General features: G+C 73.6%; 20 protein-coding genes and 1 pseudogene. 14 read left to right on the top strand and 7 right to left on the bottom strand.

The window, feature by feature from the left end; genetic code table 11:
* Positions 1 to 61 precede the first annotated feature (61 nt).
* The 8 genes from ACIPUC_RS09525 (at position 62) to ACIPUC_RS09490 (ending at position 7,763) form a co-directional block, all read left to right on the top strand.
* The gene (locus ACIPUC_RS09525) at positions 62 to 616 is read left to right on the top strand and encodes a TetR/AcrR family transcriptional regulator (protein ID WP_446588071.1); all 555 of its coding nucleotides are present in this window, start codon (positions 62 to 64) and stop codon (positions 614 to 616) included.
* Between the two features lie 146 nt (positions 617 to 762).
* Positions 763 to 1,029, top strand: coding sequence for a helix-turn-helix domain-containing protein (locus ACIPUC_RS09520; protein WP_446588069.1), 267 nt, complete (start codon positions 763 to 765; stop codon positions 1,027 to 1,029).
* A gap of 160 nt (positions 1,030 to 1,189) precedes the next feature.
* Positions 1,190 to 1,591, top strand: a complete 402-nt coding sequence (locus tag ACIPUC_RS09515; RefSeq protein ID WP_446588067.1) for a hypothetical protein — start codon at positions 1,190 to 1,192, stop codon at positions 1,589 to 1,591.
* The gene (locus ACIPUC_RS09510) at positions 1,588 to 2,379 is read left to right on the top strand and encodes a transcriptional regulator (protein ID WP_446588065.1); all 792 of its coding nucleotides are present in this window, start codon (positions 1,588 to 1,590) and stop codon (positions 2,377 to 2,379) included. The genes ACIPUC_RS09515 and ACIPUC_RS09510 overlap by 4 nt, the downstream gene beginning before the upstream one ends.
* A 71-nt stretch (positions 2,380 to 2,450) precedes the next feature.
* Positions 2,451 to 2,915 carry a roadblock/LC7 domain-containing protein gene (locus ACIPUC_RS09505; RefSeq protein ID WP_446588063.1) on the top strand — a complete coding sequence of 155 codons (465 nt, stop codon included), beginning with the start codon at positions 2,451 to 2,453 and terminating at the stop codon, positions 2,913 to 2,915.
* Between the two features lie 74 nt (positions 2,916 to 2,989).
* Positions 2,990 to 3,364: a hypothetical protein gene (locus ACIPUC_RS09500; protein ID WP_446588061.1), complete on the top strand. Its 375-nt coding sequence runs from the start codon at positions 2,990 to 2,992 to the stop codon at positions 3,362 to 3,364.
* 206 nt (positions 3,365 to 3,570) lie between these two features.
* Entirely contained in the window at positions 3,571 to 7,149 is a 3,579-nt protein-coding gene (locus ACIPUC_RS09495; protein ID WP_446588059.1) for a bifunctional glycosyltransferase/CDP-glycerol:glycerophosphate glycerophosphotransferase, read from the top strand.
* A gap of 125 nt (positions 7,150 to 7,274) precedes the next feature.
* Positions 7,275 to 7,763 carry a VOC family protein gene (locus ACIPUC_RS09490; RefSeq protein WP_446588057.1) on the top strand — a complete coding sequence of 163 codons (489 nt, stop codon included), beginning with the start codon at positions 7,275 to 7,277 and terminating at the stop codon, positions 7,761 to 7,763.
* Here ACIPUC_RS09490 and ACIPUC_RS09485 read toward each other — a convergent pair.
* The gene (locus tag ACIPUC_RS09485; RefSeq protein WP_446588055.1) at positions 7,760 to 8,485 is read right to left on the bottom strand and encodes an SIR2 family NAD-dependent protein deacylase; all 726 of its coding nucleotides are present in this window, start codon (positions 8,483 to 8,485) and stop codon (positions 7,760 to 7,762) included. The two genes, ACIPUC_RS09490 and ACIPUC_RS09485, sit on opposite strands and share 4 nt — an antisense overlap.
* A 182-nt stretch (positions 8,486 to 8,667) precedes the next feature.
* Between ACIPUC_RS09485 and ACIPUC_RS09480 the strand changes: the two genes are divergently transcribed.
* The gene (locus ACIPUC_RS09480) at positions 8,668 to 9,102 is read left to right on the top strand and encodes a hypothetical protein (RefSeq protein WP_446588053.1); all 435 of its coding nucleotides are present in this window, start codon (positions 8,668 to 8,670) and stop codon (positions 9,100 to 9,102) included.
* Between the two features lie 54 nt (positions 9,103 to 9,156).
* Positions 9,157 to 10,005, top strand: coding sequence for a GNAT family N-acetyltransferase (locus tag ACIPUC_RS09475; protein WP_446588051.1), 849 nt, complete (start codon positions 9,157 to 9,159; stop codon positions 10,003 to 10,005).
* Between the two features lie 68 nt (positions 10,006 to 10,073).
* Here ACIPUC_RS09475 and ACIPUC_RS09470 read toward each other — a convergent pair whose 3' ends face one another.
* The gene (locus ACIPUC_RS09470; protein WP_446588050.1) at positions 10,074 to 10,517 is read right to left on the bottom strand and encodes an SSI family serine proteinase inhibitor; all 444 of its coding nucleotides are present in this window, start codon (positions 10,515 to 10,517) and stop codon (positions 10,074 to 10,076) included.
* 318 nt (positions 10,518 to 10,835) lie between these two features.
* Here ACIPUC_RS09470 and ACIPUC_RS09465 point away from each other — a divergent pair, with 318 nt between their 5' ends.
* On the top strand, positions 10,836 to 11,573 hold the full coding sequence (locus ACIPUC_RS09465) for an ABC transporter ATP-binding protein (protein ID WP_446588048.1): 738 nt from the start codon (positions 10,836 to 10,838) through the stop codon (positions 11,571 to 11,573).
* Positions 11,567 to 14,047 (top strand): FtsX-like permease family protein, encoded by a 2,481-nt coding sequence (locus ACIPUC_RS09460; protein WP_446588046.1) that lies wholly within the window; start codon positions 11,567 to 11,569, stop codon positions 14,045 to 14,047. The genes ACIPUC_RS09465 and ACIPUC_RS09460 overlap by 7 nt, the downstream gene beginning before the upstream one ends.
* A gap of 3 nt (positions 14,048 to 14,050) precedes the next feature.
* Here the strand turns inward: ACIPUC_RS09460 and ACIPUC_RS09455 are convergent, their stop codons facing one another.
* Together ACIPUC_RS09455 and ACIPUC_RS09450 are read right to left on the bottom strand one after the other, a co-directional pair.
* A complete protein-coding gene (locus tag ACIPUC_RS09455; RefSeq protein WP_446588044.1) occupies positions 14,051 to 14,509 on the bottom strand; it encodes a Crp/Fnr family transcriptional regulator in 459 nt (152 codons plus the stop codon).
* A gap of 115 nt (positions 14,510 to 14,624) precedes the next feature.
* Positions 14,625 to 14,927 (bottom strand): hypothetical protein, encoded by a 303-nt coding sequence (locus ACIPUC_RS09450; RefSeq protein ID WP_446588042.1) that lies wholly within the window; start codon positions 14,925 to 14,927, stop codon positions 14,625 to 14,627.
* A 293-nt stretch (positions 14,928 to 15,220) separates the two neighbouring features.
* On the opposite strand from ACIPUC_RS09450, the gene ACIPUC_RS09445 reads away from it, so the two are divergent.
* Positions 15,221 to 17,935: a DNRLRE domain-containing protein gene (locus ACIPUC_RS09445; RefSeq protein ID WP_446588040.1), complete on the top strand. Its 2,715-nt coding sequence runs from the start codon at positions 15,221 to 15,223 to the stop codon at positions 17,933 to 17,935.
* 75 nt (positions 17,936 to 18,010) lie between these two features.
* Here the strand turns inward: ACIPUC_RS09445 and ACIPUC_RS09440 are convergent, their stop codons facing one another.
* Complete coding sequence (locus ACIPUC_RS09440) at positions 18,011 to 18,463, bottom strand: hypothetical protein (RefSeq protein ID WP_446588038.1); 453 nt, start codon at positions 18,461 to 18,463, stop codon at positions 18,011 to 18,013.
* A gap of 122 nt (positions 18,464 to 18,585) precedes the next feature.
* Here ACIPUC_RS09440 and ACIPUC_RS09435 point away from each other — a divergent pair, with 122 nt between their 5' ends.
* On the top strand, positions 18,586 to 18,882 hold the full coding sequence (locus ACIPUC_RS09435; protein WP_446588037.1) for a hypothetical protein: 297 nt from the start codon (positions 18,586 to 18,588) through the stop codon (positions 18,880 to 18,882).
* Between the two features lie 12 nt (positions 18,883 to 18,894).
* Here ACIPUC_RS09435 and ACIPUC_RS09430 read toward each other — a convergent pair.
* Together ACIPUC_RS09430 and ACIPUC_RS09425 are read right to left on the bottom strand one after the other, a co-directional pair.
* Positions 18,895 to 19,725, bottom strand: a pseudogene (locus tag ACIPUC_RS09430) (MerR family transcriptional regulator).
* A 57-nt stretch (positions 19,726 to 19,782) separates the two neighbouring features.
* Positions 19,783 to 20,235: a hypothetical protein gene (locus ACIPUC_RS09425; protein WP_446588035.1), complete on the bottom strand. Its 453-nt coding sequence runs from the start codon at positions 20,233 to 20,235 to the stop codon at positions 19,783 to 19,785.
* Positions 20,236 to 20,373: the final 138 nt, after the last annotated feature.

The following is a 20,373-nucleotide window of genomic DNA, read 5'->3' as shown; positions in this document are numbered from 1 at the left end:
GTGCGAAGCACTGCACGTGCAGTGCTCACATGACGTGCCGCATCCACCGGGGGGCCTGCCCATGCGCCAGAACCCGCAGCGCCGCGCAGCGCTGCTCGACGCAGCGATCGAAGTCCTCGCACGCGAGGGCTCGCGCGGCCTGACGCTGCGCGCGGTGGACGCGGAGGCGGGCGTGCCGACGGGAACGACCTCGAACTACTTCGCCAACCGGGCCCAGTTGCTCGTGCAGATCCTGCACCGCACGCGGGAGCGGCTCGTCCCGGACCCGGCAGAGCTGACCGGCCCGCTCGACGCCAAGGTGCTGCTCGGCGGGCTGCTGGACCGGATGCGCCGCGAGCGCAGCGTGCACATCTCCATGCTGGAGCTGCGCCTGGAGGCCACCCGGCGCCCCGAACTCCAGACGGAGCTGGCAGGGTTCCTGCGCACGGAGCTGGAGGCGAACGTCGCCTGGCACCTGGAGTCGGGCCTGCCCGGCGACCGCCGCGGAGTGGTGCTGCTCTACCTCGCGATGCTGGGCCTGATGGTGGACGACCTGACGGTCCCGACCCTGCTGGACGCGCACCCGGTGGAGACCCTCATCGAGACGATGGCCGAACGCCTCCTCCCGCAGCACTAACACCGGCGCGCCCGGCCCGGCCGCCGCTCAGCCAGACCGGGATCCGGTGATCTTATGCTCGGGTTTACGCGAGTCAGCTGGTTTTGTGGCTGATGAGCGACTTTGATGGCTTTGCCAGGCCTCGTACCGGAGCAGGGGGACTACTCATGGGCGCAGACAGCCAGGACAACCACAGCCAGGACCACGGCCAGAAGGACACCACACCCACCCTGATCGGTTCCGTGCAGCGCGCGCTGCGCCTCGTGGAAGCGATGTACGCGGAAGGCGGGGCGACGGCCAAGCGGCTCGCGCGGCTCACCGGGATTCCGCTGCCCACCGTCTACCACCTCCTGCGCACCCTCAGTCACGAGGGCTACGTGCTGCGCGAGGGCGGGTCGTTCCGGCTCTCGGACGATCTTCCGCTCGCTTCGTGATCAAAAGTCGACGGGTTCCGGCCAAGGTCTCGCGCGGTTCGGCGCATGTTCCAGCGGAAAATGCCAGAACCCCCTTCCGCTCTGTGGAAGTTGAGTAAGTTCCCTCCTGTCGCGCCGTACGACCGTGCACTCCGCACGTCCGGCCGGGAGGGGAGCCCGCGTGCCCGGGATAGACGAATGCCTGCTCGAAGCCATGGCCCTGCCTGGTGCGCGGGGGGCCGCGCTGGTCGACTGGAGCAGCGGACTGGCCCTCGGCACCGCGGGGGACTCGCCGGTCGGAGACCACGAGACCACCGCCGCCGAGACCGCCGAACTGGCCCGGGCGGCCGCCGAGTACGAGTCCTTCGCCCCGGCGGCGGACGCCGCGCCCGGTGACGCCGCCGGCCAGCCCGTCGAGGACCTGATCGTCACCACCCGCACCGGCTACCACGTACTGCGCTTCGTCGAGACGAGCTTCGACAGCAGCGTCTTCCTGCACCTGTGGCTCGACCGCGCCGACGGCAACCTCGCCCTCGCCCGCCACAGACTCCGCGCCCTGGCTGAGGGCCTGGTGCTCAGATGACGCTCCCGACCGTGTCCCCGACCCCGTCCGTGGCCGTCTCCCCCCTCCTCACCCGGCTCGCCGCCGAACGCGCCACCGGCGCCCTCTTACGCGACCGGGGCACCCTCTTCCTGGAGAACGGCAACGTCGTCCACGCCGAGAGCCCCGCCACCCCCGGCCTGGACGTGCTGCTCACCACCGGCGGCGGCCTCGCCCCCGAGCGCTGGCGCGAGGCCCTGGACCGGGCCGGCGCCCGCCGCCAGGTGGCCCGCTTCCTCGTCGACACCGGCGGCCTCGCGGGCGGGGAGCTGGAGATCTGCCATCTCGCCGCCATCTTCGACGCCGCCTTCTTCGCCCTCTCCCCGGGCAGCGGACCCTCCCGGTTCCGCCGCGGGGCCACCCACTGGATCGGCTCCGTCCGTTCCGTCCCGGCCGCCGCCGTCGAACGCGAGACCCGGCGCCGCAGGGAACTCCTCGACGCGGTCTGGCCCTACCCGCTGCTCGACAGCGCCCCGGTGGTACCGCGGCCCGCCGCGCCCGGCCAGACCGTCACCGCCCGGCAGCGAATGCTGCTCAGCCGGGCCGACGGCGTGCGCACCCCGGCCGACCTCGCGTGGGCGCTGGGCCGGCCCGCCTTCCACACGCTGCTCGACGTACGGCGCCTCGCAGCGGCCGGACTCGTCGAGACCCCGCACACCCCGGCCCCGCCGCCGGCCGCGGAACCCCTGCCCGACTGGATGACCCAGGCCCAACCCCCGGACGTGGCGCTGCTCCGCCGGTTACGCGACGCACTGGAGGCAAGCCTGTGAGGCTCCCGCTGCGACCGGCCCTGCGCGCCGACCGCTCCGAGCGGAGGCAGCCCGAAAGGAGAAAGGCCGACATGAGCACGGTGCCGCCCGAGGCGGAGGCCGAGATACTCGCCGAGCTCCGCAGGCTGCGGGCCCGCGTGCCCCAGCTCACCGGCGCCCTCGCCGCCAGCGCCGACGGCCTCGTGCTCGCCCAGGACAGCGCCGCCGCCGAGGGCGAGACCGTCGCGGCACTGACCGCGGCCGCCCTCGGCGTCGCCCAGCGGCTGAGCGACAGCACCGGCCAGGGCGGATTCCGCGAACTGCTGGTGCGCGGCGAGCACGGCTACGTGGCCACCTACGCGGCGGGCGAGGCGGCCGTCCTCACCCTGACCGCGGAGACCCGCGTCAACGTCGGGCGCCTCCACCTGGAGGCCCGGCGCTCCAGCCTGCGCATAGCCGAGCTCATCGACCACACCCTCGGGCGGCGGGGCGCCGGCTCCCGCCCCGCACCACCCCTCCCGCCCGTTCCGCCAACCCCACCCGCCCTCCCCGCCTGACCCCGTACCAGCCGACACCGGAACCCCATCGGATCCGGTAACACCCAGCGAGAGACGAGAAAGAGGAACCACTCATGGCAAATGTCGAGACCGCGCTCAAGGAAGCCACCACCACCATCGACGGCGCGCTCGGCGCCGCTCTGGTCGACTACGGCAGCGGGATGGCCCTCGGCACCGTCGGCGGCGGCAAGGACCTGGACCTCGGGGTCGCCGCCGCGGGCAACACGGACGTGGTCCGCGCCAAGGTCCGCACGATGGAGATGCTGGGCCTCAAGGACGAGATCGAGGACATTCTCATCACCTTGGGGAACCAGTACCACCTGATCCGCCTCTTGAAGGGCAGGGGAACCTCCGGCTTCTTCCTCTACCTCGCCCTCGACCGGGGGCGGGCCAACCTCGCGATGGCCCGTCACCAGCTGAAGAAGATCGAGGCGGAACTGGAGATCTGACCGGGGGCCTGCCCCCGGCCGCGCCCCGCCGGGCGGCGCGGCAGCGCATCGTCGAGGTGGCGGGCGGCTGAATTCTTTGCCGTCCGCCCCGGCGATCAGCCGTGGTATGCCCGGTATCGGAGGAGTTCGCGATTCCGCTAGCTAGTAAGATGCTGTGAGTAGCTGATCATCGATAAAGCACCAAAACGCTGGAGAACCCGCCACCCATGCCCCCGCGCCTGAGCATCGTCGTCCCCGTTTACAACGTCGAGCTCTACCTCGACGAGTGCCTGGAATCCATCGCCGCTCAGACGTTCGCGGACTTCGAGGTCATCCTCGTGGACGACGGCTCGACGGACAGCAGCGCCGTCCTCGCCAAGGCGTTCGCCGCGCGGGACAAGCGCTTCCGGGTCGTCATGCAGGAGAACGCCGGCCTCGGCGCCGCCCGCAACGTCGGCGCCCGCCATGCCCACCAGGACAGCGAGTACCTGGCCTTCGTCGACAGCGACGACACCATGCCGGACTACGCCTACCAGCGGATGATCGAAGCCCTCGACGAGACGGGCTCGGACTTCGCCGCCGGCAACGTGAAGCGCTTCCGCTCCGTCGGCATGCAGCAGTCCTGGGGCCACCGGGCGGCCTTCGCCAAGACGCAGTTGAAGACCCACATCTCCAAGTTCCCGGCGCTGGTCACCGACCGCACCGCGTGGAACAAGGTCTACCGGCGCACCTTCTGGGACGAGCACGGCTTCCAGTACCCGGAGGGCATCCTCTACGAGGACGCCCCGGTCAGCATCCCCGCGCACTACTTCGCGTCCAGCGTCGACATCCTCAGCGACTGCGTCTACCACTGGCGCGTCCGCGAGACCGGCGAGCGCTCCATCACCCAGCGCTCCACCGACCCGGTGTCGCTCATCGACCGCGTGACGTCCGTCCGCCTGGTCCGCGAGTCCCTCAAGGCCAAGCAGGGCGCCAAGTACGTCCGCTACCTGCGCGACTACGACTACAACGTGCTGAGCGAGGAGCTCCCGCTCATCTACAAGTACGTCGGTGAAGGCGGCGCAGACTTCCGCGCCGCGTTCGTCAAGGAGGTCGGCGGCCTCGTCCGCGAGATCGGCACCGCCCCCTGGTCCGACCTGACCGTCGCCGACCGCCTGAAGGCCTTCCTGGCCAGCGAAGGCCGCGTCGAGGACTTCATCGCGCTCCAGGACCACCAGCGCGACTACCACTACAGCGTGCCGGTCAAGGGCATCGCCCGCCCGCAGGCCGACTACCCGTTCCTGCAGGGCCGCCCGCCGGTGCCCGCCAAGATCCTCACCCTCGGCCCGCGCGAGCGCCGCGTCGTGAGCCGTCTGGAGCAGGCGGCCTGGGCCGACGGCAAGCTGCTCCTGCGCGGCTACGCCCTGCCCGGCCACCTCGGCGCCGAGAGCCGCCTCGGCTCCCGCAAGATGCTGATCTTCCGCGAGGGGGGCAAGCGCCGCCGCTCCGTCGTCTCCACCCGTACGGTCGCCTCCCCGATGGCCACCGTGAAGGCCCCGCACCTCGCGCTGCGGCACGCCGACTGGGCCGGCTTCACCGCCGTCGTCGACCCCTCGATCTTCCAGTCGGGCGGCAAGTGGCACGAGGGAATATGGACCACCTCCGTCGCAGTCACCGGAGCCGGCGGCCTGCACCGCGCCCGCCTCAGGGGCGGTGAGCACGACACCGGCAACAACCCGCCCGCGCACTGGGTGGCCCCCGACGTCCGGGTCGTCCCCGCGGTCACCAGCTCCCTGACCATCCAGGTGGAGATCGTCCGCGCCCGCGCCCTGGACGTGCGCCCCGCCGGAGACGACGCCATCGAGATCACCGGTGAGCTCGCGGCCTCGGTCGGCGGCGACGCCACCCTGCGCGCCGTGCACGTCTCCACCGAGACCACCCTCACCTTCCCGCTGGAGACCGGTCCGGCCGCCGCCGGCCGGACCCCCTTCACCGCCCGCGTTCCGCTGGCCGAGCTGGCCGCCGTACCGGACGCGCCCTGCGAGCCCGGCGAGTGGACCCCGGAGCCCTGGAGCCTCTCCGTGATCGGCGCCGACGGCGCCGAGCACCGCCTGGCCCACGACGAGCGCGGCGGCTTCGCCGGCCTGGTCCTGCCCCTGCCGGGCGGGGCCGCGGACCGCGCCCTCTACGCCAAGCGCGGCAACACCGGGCACCTGACCCTGTCCGTGCAGCCCTCGCCGCCGCTGATCGACGCCGTCGAGGCGAAGGACGGCACGGTGAACCTGCGCGGCCGGTTCGTCGCACCCACCGACGAGCCGTACGAATTGGTCGTGCACAACGCGCACGGCGTGGAGTTCAGCTACCCCGTCACGCGCGACGGCGACACCTTCGAGGCCGCCTTCGAGCCCGTGCTCCCCGAGGCGTACGCGGGCCGCACCACGCTGCCCGAGGGCCGCTGGTGGCCCACCCTGCGCCCGGCGGCCCAGGGCGGCACGACCGCGGGCCTGCTCGGCGTCGACCGCGGCGCCCCCGTGCAGATGAGCCCCGGCCTGCTCTTCGCCGGACCGCACCCCCTCACCGTGCAGGGCCGCCGGATGCGGGTCGAGACCCGCTTCCACGACCGCATGGTGCTGGTCGCCGACCCGCTGCTCAGCCCGCACGACCGCTCCCGGTACGCCCAGCGCGTCGCCCGTTTCGAGACCTACCCGGCCCAGCGGGCCCTGCCCGTCAAGGACGTCGTCGTCTACGACACCTTCCAGGGCAACGGCGCCGGCGACTCCCCCCGCGCCATCCACGAGGAGCTGGTGCGCCGCGGGGAGAAGCTGGAGCACATCTGGCTGGTCCGCGACGGCCGTGCCGAGGTCCCGGCGACCGCACGCGCCGTGCAGTACGACAGCGTGGAGTCCTGGGAGCTGCTGGCCCGCGCCCGCTACTACGTGACCAACGACAACGTGCCGCAGCACTTCGAGCGCCGCGCCGGTCAGGTCGTCGTCCAGACCTGGCACGGTACGCCGATCAAGCAGATCGGCCACGACTTCGTGCACGACTACTACACGAGCCCGGAGATCCTGGAGGGCCTGGCGCACGACAGTGCCCAGTGGACCCTGCTCGCGTCCCCGAGCTCGTACGCGACGCCCCTCCTCAAGCGCGCCCTCGGCTACGACGGCGAGGTCATCGAGGCCGGCGCTCCGCGCACGGACGCACTCGTACGGCCCGACGCGGACCGGATCGCCGAGGTCCGGCGGCGGCTCGGCCTGCCCGAGGGCAAGAAGGTCGTCCTGTACATGCCCACCTGGCGGGAGAACTGCGAGGGCTGGTCGGGCGGCTACAAGCTCGACCTGCGGATCGACCTGGAGCAGGCCCGCCGCGAGCTGGGCGAGGACCACGTCCTGCTGGTCCGCGGCCACCACCACGTGGGCGAGCAGGTCCGCGAGGGCGTGCGCGACGGGTTCGTCCTCGACGTGTCCCGCTGGCCCGACGCCACCGATCTGCTGCTGGTCGCCGACGTGCTGATCTCGGACTACTCCTCCGCGATCTTCGACTTCGCGCTCACCGGCCGGCCGATCCTGCTCTTCACGTACGACCTGGCGCACTACAAGAGCACCCTGCGCGGCTTCAACTTCGACCTGGAGGCCAAGGCCCCCGGCCCGCTGCTGGCGGACTCGGCGAGCCTGATCGAGGCCGTACGCGACGCGGACGCCCTCGGCGAGCAGTACGCGCAGGCACGGGCGGCGTTCCGCGAGGAGTTCTGCGACCTGGACGACGGCCGCGCCGCCGAGCGCGTCGTCGACCGCATGCTCGCGATGGGCGCCGAGCCCGCGAAGTAGCCCGAACGGGCGAATTCACCGCCGAACACAGACCGGCCCCGGGCCCCCCGATGAATTTCGGGCCCGGGGCCGGTCTGTATGTGAGGACGTACGCAGACCGCACGCGCACTCACCTGGAGGCAGCCATGAGCAGCAACGGATTCACCACGTGCCTGTGGTTCGACGGCAACGCGGAAGCCGCCGCCGACTACTACCTGTCCGTCTTCAAGGACGGCAAGCGCGGCCGGATCGGCCGGTACACCGCGGCGGGCCCCGGCCAGCCCGGCGACGTGATGATCGTCGAGTTCGAGATCAACGGGCAGAAGTTCGTCGGCCTCAACGGCGGCCCCGAGTTCACCTTCTCGGAGGCGATCTCCTTCCAGATCCACTGCGCCGACGAGGCGGAGTCCGACTACTACTGGGACGCGCTGACCCAGGACGGCGGCCAGGAGGTCGCCTGCGGCTGGGTCAAGGACAAGTTCGGGGTGTCGTGGCAGGTCATCCCGCCCGGCGCCATCGACCTGATCAGCGACCACGACCCGGAGCGGGCCGCCCGGGCCACCGCCGCCATGATGAAGATGAAGAAGCTGGACGTGGCGGAGATGCGGCGGGCGGCCGACGGGTTCTCGGCCTAGGCGGCGATCCGGGCCAGCAGCTTCGGCAGGGCGGTCCCGATGGGCTCGCGCACGATCTCGTCTGCGAGGGGGTCGTACGGGGTCTCCTCGGCGTTCACGATGATCAGCCGGGCCCCGGCCTCCGCCGCCATCCCGGCCAGCGAGGCGGCGGGCTGCACCTGGAGGGTCGACCCGACCGCGACGAAGACCTGGCAGCCCTTGGCCACCGCCATCGCCTGAGCCAGTACCCCGGGGTCGAGCCGCTCGCCGAACATCACGGTCGCCGCCTTGAGGATCCCGCCGCACGCCAGGCAGGCGGGATCCGGCTCCCCGGCGGCGACCCGGGCCAGCGCCTCGTCCATGCCCGACCGGGCGCGGCAGGCCGTGCAGACCACCGACCGGGCGGTGCCGTGCAGCTCGAACACCTTGCGGGCGGGCATCCCGGCGAGCTGGTGCAGCCCGTCCACGTTCTGCGTGATGACCCGAACCGGGGTCCCGCCGCGCTCCAGCTCCGCCACGGCCAGGTGCGCGGCGTTGGGCCGCGGCCCGAGCGCGCCGATCTCGGCACGCATCAGCCAGGACCGGCGCCGGATCTCCGGATCGGCCATGTAGTACTCGTACGTCACCAGCTTCTCGGCGTCGGGCTCGCGCCGCCACAGCCCCTGAGGCCCCCGGTAGTCCGGAATCCCGGAATCGGTGGACATCCCGGCCCCACTGAACACTGCGACGAGCGGCTTTCCCATGATCCGACCCTACGTACCGGCCCCGGGTGGTCGCGACCCGTTTACCGGCGGCTGCCGATGGCCCGCAGCGCCCGATGAGCGCGCCACCCGTTCGGCCGTCTGCGGTGAATCAGGCCCTCCACAGGGGTGAGATCCGGGCCGCGTCCCTCCCCTCGGCCCCGACGGGCGGGTACAAACCCGGCATGAAGCTCAAGCCGTACAGCCTTGGCGTCCTGCTGCTGACCCTGCTGGCGCCGGCGACCCTGTCGTCCGCTCCCGCCCTCGCCGCGCCCGTGGTGGCCACCCCGGTCCCGCAGTCGCACTCCGCCGACGTGATCGGGCGCTTCCTCACCGGCTTCTACGGTGAGCACGGTCCGACCCCGCACGACCGCAAGACCCGGGTTTCGCAGCTGCTCAAGGACAAGCAGGAGGAGAGCCCCGACGCCGACGTCCTGCTCTGCGCCCGGAGCGAGCCGCAGCAGATCGTGGTCGGCCCGGTCACCGTGGCGCCGTCGGCCGGGGTCGGCTGGGCCACCGTCACCACCCACTGGGACGCCGGGCTCACCGACACCTTCACCGCCTACGTACGCCTCGACTCCCAGCCCATCCGGGTAGACGACGTGATCTGCGCCGGCTGAGACCGTACGGCGGACCGGTACGCCGAACTCCCCGGGCCTGCTACAACATTCGGCATGACGGGATTCGAGATCAGCGGCGCGAGCGCCGCGGACATGGAGATGATCCGGGGTTGGGCCGACGCGGAGGGCTGGAATCCGGGGGACTCGGACCGGTTCGCCTTCGCGGTCGCCGACCCGGAGGGCTTCCTCGTCGGCCGGCTCGACGGCGAACCGGTGGCCTGTATCTCCGCGGTCCGCTACGGCGCCGGCTTCGGTTTCATCGGCTTCTACATCGCCCGACCCGCCTTCCGCGGGCAGGGGTACGGCATCCGGATCTGGGACGCGGCGATGCAGCGGCTGGACGGGCGGCTCATCGGGCTGGACGGGGTCGTCGAACAACAGGACAACTACCGCAGGTCCGGCTTCCGCCATGCCTGGAACAACGTCCGCCACGAAGGCGTGCCGCAGGGGGCGGCGCCGGATGCGGACGGCGTCGAGGTGGTGGACGCGGCCTCGCTGCCCTTCGGGCAGCTCGCCGCCTACGACCGCCGGTTCTTCCCCGAGGCGCGCGACGCCTTCCTCTCCGCCTGGACCGCGCTGCCCGGCCGGACTGCCCTGGCCGCCGTCCGCGACGGCCGGATCGAGGGGGTCGGCGTCGTCCGTCCGTCCAGCGGTGCCTGCCGGATCGGACCGCTGTACGCGGCGACCCCGGGCGTGGCGGCCACCCTGCTGCGCGGGCTCGCCGAGCACGCGCCCGGCGGGCTCGTGTCCGTGGACGTACCGGACGCGAACCCGCGGGCCGCCCCCCTGTGCGCGGGCCTCGGGCTGGTCCCGGTCTTCGAGACCGCCCGGATGTACACCGGCCCCGCCCCCGCACTCGAACTGGCCGGCATCTACGGCGTCACCAGCCTCGAACTGGGCTGACGGGTGCGATGGTTGCCCGGCCGGGCAGCTGTCGACGGGCCGCCCGGCCGGTCCGCACCGAGCGGCCGTCAGAAGTCGAACAGGGCGCCGCTGATGTTGCGCATGCCGCACGGGTTGCCGTAGGTGTACTCGTAGGTGAGGCGACGGCCCTGCCACACACCGTCGGCCGTCACCGTCAAGGGGTTCCACTCCTTGGTGCACGCGGTGCCGGGCCCGGGCGCCGCGAGGGCGTCCAGCCCGGGCGCGTTCGACCGTAATTCGGCACAGGCGGCGGCCGGGTTCGGGTGCGTCCCGCCCGGCGTCGGCGCACACACCAGCGTCACCGCGCGCAGCACGGTGCCGGTCGCGGTGTCGTCCCCGGCGGTCACCCCGAGGACGATCGCGGACGGGGCGTACAGGCTTTCCGTGCCGGAGGGGGCGGCTCCGGCCGACCCGGGCCAGGCCAGCGCGGTGAGCGCGGTGAGCGCCATGGCGGCGGAACCGAGCCCGAGACCCCTGGTGATGGACCGCATTTCGAACACTCCCTTGGGTTGTTGTTTCGGATAGCGGACGGAGTCTTGCCGACGCGGACCATGAACGCCCGTTCGCACCGCCATTTTTCGTCACCGATCGTGTACGGATGAGTGCAGACCGCAGCGGTGCGGCAGGGGCTGACCTGTGCGGGAGCGGCCCGCCGAAACGGCCGAACACCGACCGGAGACACCCGCGAAACCCCTGCGCAAAGCGTCCGCGACACGGTCTGGAACCCCTGCCGGGGTAGGGCCCGCCCCACCCCGAGGACACGGTCTGGACCCGCTGTGCCGGGCCGCCCGCCAGGATTGGGTTGGGGCATGGCACACCACGCGATCCAACTCAGCGGCGTCCGCAGGGTCTACGGCACCGGCGACCACGCCGTCACCGCCCTCGACGGGGTCTCCCTCGACTTCCCCCGGGGCACCTTCACCGCCGTCATGGGCCCCTCCGGCTCCGGCAAGTCCACCCTGCTGCACTGCGCGGCAGGACTCGACCGGCCGACCTCCGGCACCGTGACGATCGGCGGCACCGACCTCACCCGGCTCGGCGAGACCCAGCTGACCCTGCTGCGACGCGACCGGATCGGCTTCGTCTTCCAGGCCTTCAACCTGCTGCCCGCGCTGACCGCCGAGCAGAACGTCGCCCTGCCGCTGCGCCTGGCCGGCCGCCGCCCCGCCAAGGCCGAGGTCCGCGAGGTCCTGGCCCGGGTGGGCCTCGGCGACCGGGCCCGGCACCGGCCCACCGAACTCTCCGGCGGCCAGCAGCAGCGCGTGGCGCTGGCCCGCGCCCTGATCACCCGTCCCGAGGTGCTCTTCGGCGACGAGCCCACCGGAGCCCTGGACTCCACCACCGGCCGGGAGGTCCTCACCCTGCTCCGGGCCATGGTCGACACCGAACGCCAGACGGTCGTCATGGTCACCCACGACCCGGTGGCCGCCTCCTACGCCGACCGCGTGGTCTTCCTCGTCGACGGCCGCCTGAACGGCGAACTGGCCGGCGCCCCCGCCGAGGCGATCGCCGCCCACATGACGCACCTGGAGGCGGCGCCGTGCTGAGCATCGCCCTGCGCACCCTGCGCGCCCGCTGGACCACCCTCGTCGGCAGCTTCCTCGCCCTGTCCCTCGGCGTCGGCCTGATCGCCACCATGGGCCTCGGCCTCGCCGCCACCCTGGAGGCCCCGCCCCGCGGGCCCGAACGCTTCGCCCAGGCCCCCGTCGTCGTCAAGGGCGAGGACACCCTGCGCGTCCCCACCCCCATCGGCGACCGCACCGGCACGCTGGCACACCCCCGGCCCGTCCCGCCCGACCTGGCCCGGCGGCTGTCCGGGCTCGGCCCCACCACCGAGGACCGCTCCTTCCCGGTCCGCGCGGACGGCGGACCGAAACGGCTGGTCGGCCATCCGTGGCCGGTCGCCGCCTTCGCCCCCTACACCCTGGCCGCCGGGCGCGCCCCGCAGTCCGACGGCGAGGTCGTCACCACCGGCTGGGCCCGGCCCGGCGACCGGCTGACCACCGACCGGGGCCCCGCCACCGTCGTCGGCACCGTCACCCCGCCCGGCGGCGGACGCGGCTTCGAGGACGCCGTCTTCTGGACCGACGCACGCGCCGCCCGGATCTCGCCCGCCGTCGACCAGCTCGTCGTCGCCGCCGATCCGGCCGCCGTACGGGCCGCCGTAGCGGCCGCCGCTTCGGCCGCGGCCGGACAGGACACCCGGGTCCGGGTCCTCACCGACCGGGACCGCCGCTACGCCGACCCCGACCCGGAACGCGACGGCGAAGCCCTGCTCGCCGTGAACGCCATGCTCGGCACCGCCGGCGGGATCACCACCTTCGTCTCCGTGTTCGTCGTCGCCTCCACCTTCGCCTTCGCCGTCGCCCACCGCCGCAAGGAGTTCGCCCTGCTGCGCACCGCCGGGGCCACACCGCGGCAGATCCGCCGCATGGTCCTCGCCGAGGCACTGCTCCTGGGCGTACTGGCCTCCGCCGCCGGCTGCCTCCTCGGGGCGTACGGGGCGCCGGTGCTCGCCGCGTACACGGTCGATGCCGGCATCGCACCGCACTGGTTCGCCATCGGCGACGCCGCCTGGCCCTTCCACCTGGCCTTCTGGACGGGGCTGCTCGTCTGCCTGGCCGGAGTCCTCGCCGCGTCCTGGCGGGCCGGCCGGGTCGGCCCCCTCGAGGCGCTGCGCGAGGCCGACGTCGAGACGAGGGCCATGACACCGGTCCGCTGGATCCTCGGCGCGGGCCTGCTGTTGACGGGCCTCGGCACCCTGGCGTACGCACTGCTCGGCGACCCGTCCGACCTGCTCCACCGCAAGACGTACACCAGCCGCCCCATGCTGCTCATCGTCGCCTTCGCGCTGCTGGGGCCGGCGCTGGTCCGGCCGCTGATCCGGCTCGCCGCCTGGCTCCCGGCCCGGCTGCCGGGCGCCGGCGGGATGCTGATCAGGGAGAACGCGACCGCGGGCATCCGGCGTACGGCCGCCGTCGCGGCGCCCGTCCTGGTCACCGTGGCCCTGGCGGGATCCCTGCTCGGCACCACCGCCACCCTGAACGAGGCCAAGGCCGCCGAGGTCCGGCAGCACACGAGCGCCGACTTCGTGATCACCGGCGGCGCCCGGGGCTTCGACCGGGACGCCGTCGAGCGGTTGCGGGCGGTACCCGGGACCGTGGTCTCCGCCACCGCCGGCACCGCCGTCCACGTCCTGGAGGAGGGTGTGGCACTGATCCGCTCCGACGCCCGCGCCGCCGACCCGGCGGCCCTCGCCCGGACCGCGGACCTGCCCCTCGTCGCGGGCAAGGCCACCGACCTCGACGACGGCTCCGTGATCGTCACCGAGGAGTGGGAGCGGCACACCGTCGGATCCACCGTGGAGGTCTGGCTCGGCGACGGCAGCCGCAAGGCGCTGCGGATCGCCGCCGTCATGAGCATCGGCACCGGCAACAACGGGGCCTACGTCACCCCGGCCAACGCCCCCGGCGCGGCCGTGGACCGGATCGACGTACGGCTGGCCCCGGGCGCGGACGCGGCCGCCGTCGCCGCGGCCCTGGCCGAGGCCGCCCGCCCCGCCGGGGGCCGGGTCCTCACCAAGGACCAGTGGGTGGCGGCCGAGCACCCCGAGACCAAGCGCACCACCCGGATGGGCTTCTTCCTGGTCCTCGGCATCGCCCTGCTCTACACGGGCATCGGCCTCGCCAACACCCTGCTCATGGCCACCTCCGAGCGGACGCGCGAGTTCGCTGCACTGCGGATGGCGGGCGCGACCCGGTGGCAGGTGCTGCGCCTGGTGGCGGGGGAGTCCCTGACGGTCGTCCTCGCGGGCGCGGTCCTCGGCACCCTCGTGGCCGTGCTGAACCTCGCCGGGATCCGAGCCGCGCTGGGGCTGCTGCACGTCCGCAGCGGCCTCGTGGTCCCCTGGGAGGCGCTCGGCGCCACGGCAGGCGCCTGCGCGGCCCTGGCGGTGGTCTCCGCCGCCGTCCCGGCCGCGGTATCGCTGCGCCGCCTGGCCAGGGCCCAGACCGCCGCCTAGGTCCTAGGCCGTGGCGCGCGGGGCGTACAGGTCGAGGAGACGGGTGCGGGTCTGGTGCAGCCGCAGGGCCAGGACCCGCCCGACCCAGTGACCGATCGCGGACCCGAAGGCGGGATCGGCGTCCATGAGCATCCGTACCCCCGGGCCGTCGAACTCGTACGCGCGCACCGGCGTCATCGCCTCGGCGCTCAGCTGCCACACGTACGGCGGGAACAGCCAGGACCAGCCCACCAGCTCCCCGGGGCCGAGGTTCTCCACGGGCGCGGGCCGGCGGCGGCCCGGCACGGGGGTCTGCAGGGTCACCGTGCCGGAGCGCACGATCCAGAAGGTCTCCGCCCGGGTGCCTTCGTCGAAGATCCTCGCGCCCTCGGGAAAGTTGACCTCGCGGGCCTGGGACATCAGCCGGCCACGATGCTCGGTGGACAGCACGGCAGCCATCCGGACGGGGGAAGGTGTGCTCACGACGGCCTCCGATCACGACCCCCCACGGCGCACTGCTACACCCAGTGTCGCCGACGCACGCCCGATCCAGACCGGATCGGGCGGTGCATCTTCCGGCGGTCGCGTACGCCGCGCGCTATTCCTCGGCGTTCGCCTCCAGGCAGGCCAGCTCCATGGCGTCCAGCACCGCCTCGTGGCTGCGCCCGCTCAGCTCGGCGACGTTCTCGATCTGCGCCGTCGCCCAGGCCGCCAGCGTCATCGCGAGGACCCGCAGCCCGTCGGTGCCGTAGTCGGCCAGGACCGCGTCGGTGACGACCATGGCGTCCTCGGGGACCTGCTCGGGCGGCTCCAGGCCCGCGAGGCCGCGCAGCATCGCGAGGGTGCGGCGCGAGATCTCCGGGGTCAGCCTCGCCAGCCGCATGTCCTCTTCCTCGTCCATCCGCCCCACCCCTCCACCCTCCGGTGCCGTGCCCGTCACTTCAGGGCACCGTAGAGGGGCGCGGCCCCGCGCGGGAGCCGTTTCGCCAGGGTGACTGCCCCGGGCTCCGAACCGGCCGGTAAGCGACCGGCTGCGCCAAGGGGGGTGAACCGAACGCCGATTCGCCCTAGGGTGCGCCCGTACGCATGGCCGCGGACACGCAATCCGGCGGTTTCCGGCCATGACCCGGCGGCCGCGCACGACACGGCCGCTCAGCACACCGAACTGGGGGGTTCATGCGCAGATCCAGACGAATGGCGGCCGCTCTCGCCCTGTCCCTGGCCGGAACCGGCGCCGGGCTGGGCCTCGGCCTCGTCCCGCAGGCGGCGGCCATCACCCCGCCCGTGGCGTTCACCGCCGACGCACTGCCGACCTGGCAGCCCAACGGCGTGGTCTGGGCACTCGCCGAGGCGGGCGGCAAGGTCTTCGTCGGCGGCACCTTCTCCGCCGTACGCCCGCCCGCCGGCGGCTCCGGCAGCGAGCAGCCGGCCGTGAACTTCGCGGCGCTCGACGCCGCCACCGGCGCCCCCACCTCCTGCGCGCTGTCCTTCACCGTCGGCTCCGGCACCGCAACCGTCCGCGCGCTCACCCTCTCGCCCGACAAGCAGACCCTGTACGCGGGCGGCTACTTCGGGGCCGTCAACGGCACCCCGGTCTCCAGCCTCGCCGCCGTCGACGTGGCCACCTGCACGGTGAAGCCCGCCTTCCGGCCCGCCTTCGCGGCCACCGTGCGGGCCCTCGCCGTCACCGGCGACACCGTTTACGCGGGCGGCGACTTCCTCAGCGTCGCCGGCCAGCGGCGCGAACGCTTCGCCGCGGTCGACGCGGCCGACGGGTCCCTGAGGCCCTTCACCGCCCACGCCGACGAGCCCGGCCGCGCCGTCGAGGTCACCCCCGACGGCACGAGGGTCGTCCTCGGCGGCGACTTCTTCACCGTCAACGGGACGAACACGCACGCGCTGGCCGTCGTGAACGCGACGACCGGTGCCCTCACCACGTCCTACCCCGGCTTCATCGAGACCAACTCGGTCGTCAAGGACATCGCGACCGACGCGACCGGGTTCTACACCGCCAACGAGGGTACGGGCGGCGGCGTCTTCGACGGCCGGATCGCGCTCAACCTCTCCGACTTCGGCCAGCGCTGGCGCGACACCTGCCTCGGCGCGACGCAGGCCGTACTCCCCCACCAGAGCGTGCTCTACAGCGCGTCCCACGCCCACGACTGCTCCAGCGTCGGCGAGTTCCCCGACGGCCAGCGCCACCACCTGCTCGCCCAGCCCACCAGCGGAACCGGCAAACTGGGCTGGGCCCCCGACACCAACGACGGCATCGGCGAGGGCATCGGCCCGCGCGTGATGACGGTCGGCTCCAAGGGCGGCGTCCCCTACCTGTGGGTCGGCGGCGAGTTCACCACCGTCAACGGGGCGGCGCAGCAGAGCCTGACGCGCTTCGCGTCCACGGGGGACACCGGCGCGCCCAGCGTGCCCGTCGCAGGCGCGGTCAGCTTCAAGCCCGGCGAGGCGCAGGTGCGCTGGCGCACCAGCCTCGACCTCGACGACAGCGCGCTGACCTACAAGATCTACCGCAACGGAGCGGCCGCGCCGATCGCCGCGGTCACCGCCGACTCGCTGTTCTTCCGCCGCCCCCAGGCCTCCTGGACCGACACCACCGTGACCCCGGGCCAGACGTACACGTACCGGGTGACCGCCACCGACGCGGCCGGCAACACCAGCGCCCCGTCGGCCACCGCGAGCGTCACGGTCCCGACCTCGGTGGACGGGTACCCGAACCAGGTGCGCGCCGACGGAGCCCAGCAGTATTGGCGCTACGACGAGTCCGCCCTGCCCTACGCCGCCGACTCCTCGGACGGCGGCAACCAGAGCGGCGTGCACCTGAACGCCCCCGCCCTGCGCCAGACGCCCGGCGCCGTCTCCGGCGCGAGCACGGCGATCGGCTTCAACGGCACGGACACCCAGGTGTACGGGGACAAGCGCCAGAGCGTCGGCAGCACCTACACCATCGAGACCTGGTTCAAGACGAACACCACCCGCGGCGGCAAGCTCTTCGGCTTCGGGAACAACCAGTCGCGCGGCAGCAGCCAGTACGACAAGCACCTCTACATGACCAACGACGGCCGACTGGTCTTCGGCGTCTACACCGGAGCCACCCGCACCGTCGCCACCGGCGCCGCCTACAACGACGACCGGTGGCACCACGCCGTCGCCACCCAGGGGCCCGGCGGGATGACCCTCTACGTGGACGGCGTGCAGAAGGGCACGCTGAACGTCACCGCGCACGAGAACTTCTCGGGCTACTGGCACGCCGGCGGCGACAGCCTCGGCGGCTGGCCGGACCGCCCGACGAGCGAGTACTGGGCCGGCCGGCTCGACGAGACCGCCGTCTACCCGACCGTCCTGAGCGCGGCGCAGGTGCAGCACCACTACGCCCTCGCCACCGCCCCGGCCGACTCGGTGGTGCAGGTGACCGCCGCGGAGGACACCTACGCCAACGCGGGCGCGCCCGACACCCCTTACGGGACCTCGAGCTCGCTCGCCGTACGGGGCACCTCGTTCTACGCGAGCTACCTCCGCTTCCACCTGCCCGCCGCACCCGCCGGCACGGTGCTGAAGTCGGCGCGCCTCAGCGTCAAGACCAGCACGATGAGCGGCGCCGGTACGGCGGACACCGTCTCGGTGGTCCCGGTCACCGGGTCGTGGACCGAGGGCGGGACCACGTACAACAACCGCCCCGCCCTGGGCGGTCCGGCGCTCGGCAGCTTCGCGGGGATCCCCGACGGCTCGGCCGTGCACACCGCGGGGCTGAACACCCAGGCCGTCGCCGCGGCCCTCGGCGGCGGCTACAGCCTGGCCCTGAGCAGCGGCGGTACCGACGCCCTGTGGCTGTGGTCCTCGGAGGCGCAGGCCAACGAGGGCACCCCGCAGCTGACGCTGACCTTCGGCGCGCCCTGAGGCGGCGCGGGGCGCGGGGCCGTTCCGGGTCCGCGCCCCGCGCGTCGTCGTCAACGGCCACGGCGTCGGCGGCGGTCAGCGCGGGGGTTCCACCTCGAGGAAGCGGCGTCGGCGCGGGCCCCGGTAGAGGAGGCAGACCCAACCCAGGCGTTCCAGTACGGCCGCGCAGGCCGTCAGCCGCTCCTGTTCCTCCTCGGCCGCGCCGCCGCCCTTGGGCCCGGCCCAGGTCACCTCGACCCGCCCCGGCTCCGGGCCGGCGGCCACCCGGTAGCCCGTCCGCGCCGGCCGGCCCTCCGCATCAGCCGCCGACGGCGTGATACCCGACGCCTCCAGTACGAGGGCCACGGCGCGGGCCGGCTGCCGTACCTCCCACGGCGCGGGAACCCCCTCGCCCGCCGGCCCGTTGACCAGACGGCGGATCTGGAGCAGCCCCTCGTACGCCGTACGCAGCTCCGCCGCCCGGCCGGTGTCCGGCGCGGCCGGGCCGTCACCGGTCGCGGGCTCGAAGCCCCGCCCGGGTACCGTCATCACCGACCACCTCCCCGCCCGCCGCGCGCATCGCCGCGCGTCGTCCGTCTGAGTACGTTGCGCCCAACGGCCTGAGTATCCGCGCCGATTCCCCGCCGCGCCGCCGCTGGTCGAATGGGGCCATGATCTCCGAGGCCCCCCGCAGCGCACCGGCCCGCCCGCGCATGCAGCACGTCACCACCGCCGGTTCGGCCCTGGCCGTCGCCCTGGTCCCGCTCGTCGTCGGCGTGCTGCTCGCCAAGGCCATGGCCGCCGATCCGATGACCCCGGTCAACGCCCTCATCGCGGGCGGCGGACAGCGGGCCGCGCTGCCCCGCGGCGAATGGCGCCGCCGCGGCCGCAGCACGGTGCACCGGCTGCGCACGGCCCGCCGTGACACGGTCCGCCGGTGCGCCTCCGCGTGCGGCCGCCGCCCCTGAGCCGCGCGTACCTTACGGCGCCGCGGCGAGGGGCTCCTGGAGCTCGGTGACCCACTGCTCCCGGTCCTGCGGGCAGGCGAGGGTCAGTTCGCGCGCGTAGCCCGCCGAGCGGTGGCCGTGCGCGTCGATCCACCGCGCCAGCGCCTGGGCGGTCGGCAGGACGCCGTCCATCGGGCCCCGGTGCACCACGGTCGCGGCCCGCTCGACCCCGGGCAGCGTGACGACGCGTACCGCGCCGCCGAGGTCCCCGGCGCGGACGGACGCCGCCACCGGCAGCCCGGCGTGCACGAGGACCGTCCCGTCGGCCGCGTCCTCGTAGTACGCGACACCGGGCCCGGTCGCAGCCACCCCGGCCTCCCCGACGCGGCGGCACAGCTCCTCGTACAGCGGGCCGATCACCGGGCCGACGTCCTCGGGCTCGTAGCTCTCCGCGACTGCGGACAGTTCGGCGAGCCGGACGGGCGGGAGGCTCTTCACGACGATGTCGTCGGCAGGCATGGATCCCTCGCTCTCGATGGTCCGGAGCCTCGCCTCGACCTGGACCAGCCGGGCCGCCGCGGCGGCCATGGCGGCCTCCAGCTCCGCCTACCGCAGCCGCAGCATGCCGCGCAGCTCCTGCGCACCCATCCGCTCGTCGAGGATCGCCCTCACCTGGTCGAGGCTGAAGCCGAGCTCCTTGAGCGCGATGACACGGTTGAGGCGGGCGAGCTGCCCGGCCTCGTAGTAGCGGTAGCCGGTAAAGGGGTCGACACGGGCCGGGCGCAGCAGTCCGAGTCCGTCGTAGTGACGGAGCATGCGGACCGACACCCGGCCGTGCTTGGCGAAGTCTCCGATGGTGAACATGACGCTCTCCAGTGCAGGGCCTGACACAGGGGGAGGGTCAAGCCTCGCATCGCGCCGTCAGCGGCCCTGCCGGCGCAGGCACAGGTCGACGATGGACGGCGGAAGGGCTCCCTCGGCGGCCGCGCACAGCTCGTCCACACCGGAAGGCGGGGCAGGCCGCCGCAGCGGGTGGGGAAGCGCCGGCTTGGCGGAGCGCGGGCGACGGGGCGGCGCCGCCGGTTTCGCGGGCCGGGAGGCGGGCGGCCGGGCGGCCCCGGCCGGAGGCCGCGCTTTCGAGCGGTCCGGACCCGGGGCGTCCGCCGCGGCCGCCGGCAGCTCACCCAGCGGCAGCGCAAGCGGCGGCGGAACGGGCGGCGGCACGGACGCGGGAGGCGGGGCATCGGGCGCGTCGGCGGGCGGAACGGAACCGCGTGACGGAACCGGAGCCGAGTCCTGCGGGCCGACGGAGACACAGCCGGCGCTCGCCAGGAGCACGAGGAGGGAGAGGGGCACGGCCCGGCGTAACTGCATCCGACCACCTTGCCGTACGGCCAGGCCGGCCGGGCCCTCCGCCCCACGCGTCCGGGTGACGGCGGCGCCCGGGAATGAGCGGGGCGGCCGGAGAATTGGAACGGCAGTGCGGGTGACGGGGGAGGCGCGACCTCCGGC

The organism is Streptomyces sp. LARHCF249 (assembly GCF_052871255.1).
Note: the sequence above shows the minus strand (reverse complement) of the source record. Positions and strands in the feature narration are given on the sequence as shown.

What these genes read in the sequence shown, in the direction of transcription:
- ACIPUC_RS09465 (WP_446588048.1), top strand. Translation starts at nt 10,836, where the DNA reads ATGGCACACCACGCGATCCAACTCAGCGGCGTCCGCAGGGTCTACGGC.
- ACIPUC_RS09445 (WP_446588040.1), top strand. Translation starts at nt 15,221, where the DNA reads ATGGCGGCCGCTCTCGCCCTGTCCCTGGCCGGAACCGGCGCCGGGCTG.
- ACIPUC_RS09490 (WP_446588057.1), top strand. Translation starts at nt 7,275, where the DNA reads ATGAGCAGCAACGGATTCACCACGTGCCTGTGGTTCGACGGCAACGCG.
- ACIPUC_RS09520 (WP_446588069.1), top strand. Translation starts at nt 763, where the DNA reads ATGGGCGCAGACAGCCAGGACAACCACAGCCAGGACCACGGCCAGAAG.
- ACIPUC_RS09485 (WP_446588055.1), bottom strand. Translation starts at nt 8,485, where the DNA reads ATGGGAAAGCCGCTCGTCGCAGTGTTCAGTGGGGCCGGGATGTCCACC.
- ACIPUC_RS09500 (WP_446588061.1), top strand. Translation starts at nt 2,990, where the DNA reads ATGGCAAATGTCGAGACCGCGCTCAAGGAAGCCACCACCACCATCGAC.
- ACIPUC_RS09525 (WP_446588071.1), top strand. Translation starts at nt 62, where the DNA reads ATGCGCCAGAACCCGCAGCGCCGCGCAGCGCTGCTCGACGCAGCGATC.
- ACIPUC_RS09450 (WP_446588042.1), bottom strand. Translation starts at nt 14,927, where the DNA reads ATGGACGAGGAAGAGGACATGCGGCTGGCGAGGCTGACCCCGGAGATC.
- ACIPUC_RS09510 (WP_446588065.1), top strand. Translation starts at nt 1,588, where the DNA reads ATGACGCTCCCGACCGTGTCCCCGACCCCGTCCGTGGCCGTCTCCCCC.
- ACIPUC_RS09435 (WP_446588037.1), top strand. Translation starts at nt 18,586, where the DNA reads ATGATCTCCGAGGCCCCCCGCAGCGCACCGGCCCGCCCGCGCATGCAG.
- ACIPUC_RS09475 (WP_446588051.1), top strand. Translation starts at nt 9,157, where the DNA reads ATGACGGGATTCGAGATCAGCGGCGCGAGCGCCGCGGACATGGAGATG.
- ACIPUC_RS09440 (WP_446588038.1), bottom strand. Translation starts at nt 18,463, where the DNA reads ATGACGGTACCCGGGCGGGGCTTCGAGCCCGCGACCGGTGACGGCCCG.
- ACIPUC_RS09495 (WP_446588059.1), top strand. Translation starts at nt 3,571, where the DNA reads ATGCCCCCGCGCCTGAGCATCGTCGTCCCCGTTTACAACGTCGAGCTC.
- ACIPUC_RS09505 (WP_446588063.1), top strand. Translation starts at nt 2,451, where the DNA reads ATGAGCACGGTGCCGCCCGAGGCGGAGGCCGAGATACTCGCCGAGCTC.
- ACIPUC_RS09470 (WP_446588050.1), bottom strand. Translation starts at nt 10,517, where the DNA reads ATGCGGTCCATCACCAGGGGTCTCGGGCTCGGTTCCGCCGCCATGGCG.
- ACIPUC_RS09425 (WP_446588035.1), bottom strand. Translation starts at nt 20,235, where the DNA reads ATGCAGTTACGCCGGGCCGTGCCCCTCTCCCTCCTCGTGCTCCTGGCG.
- ACIPUC_RS09480 (WP_446588053.1), top strand. Translation starts at nt 8,668, where the DNA reads ATGAAGCTCAAGCCGTACAGCCTTGGCGTCCTGCTGCTGACCCTGCTG.